The sequence below is a fragment of the Streptomyces sp. DH37 genome (genome assembly GCF_029813835.1).
GTDB lineage: Bacteria > Actinomycetota > Actinomycetes > Streptomycetales > Streptomycetaceae > Streptomyces.
The window spans coordinates 1-514 of sequence record NZ_JARVKV010000162.1; the positions used below are offsets into that span (position 1 = coordinate 1).

Genomic DNA, 514 nt, shown 5'->3' on the forward strand with positions numbered 1-514 from the left:
GGGTGCGGTCGCCGAGCGCGGCCAGCGTCACGCTCGTGCGCCCGGCCAGCGGGTCGTGCGGCGGTACGGCCGCCACCAGCGGTTCGTCGCCGACCACCTGGAGGGAGACGCCGGGCGGCGGCTCCTCGCCGGTGAGCCCGACCACCGCCACGTCCAGTTCGCCGTGCCGGAGGGCGGCGAGCATCCGGTCCGAGACGTCCTCGGTGAGGGAGATCTCGACCCGCGGGTGGTCGTCGTGGAAGTCGGCCAGCACGGAGACCACGTCGAGGTCGTGCGTGGCCGCGGCCGAGAACAGCCCGACCGTGACCCGGCCGCGCAGCAGCCCGGTGAACTCGGCCGCGGTCTGCCGCACGCCGTCGACGGCGGCGAGCGCGGCCCGCGCGTACGGCAGCACCGCCTCCCCCGCCTCCGTGGGGCGCACCGAGCGGCCGGAGCGGTCCAGCCGCGGCTGCCCCAGCTCCCTCTCCAACTGCCGGATCTGGGCGCTGACGCCGGGCTGGGCGACGTGCAGACG

General features: G+C 77.0%; 1 protein-coding gene. It reads right to left on the reverse strand.

Features of this window, described 5'->3' with window-relative positions; translation table 11 throughout:
* Positions 1-514: LysR family transcriptional regulator (locus QC029_RS30480; protein ID WP_279559079.1), on the reverse strand; the 514-nt coding region annotated here is incomplete at both ends.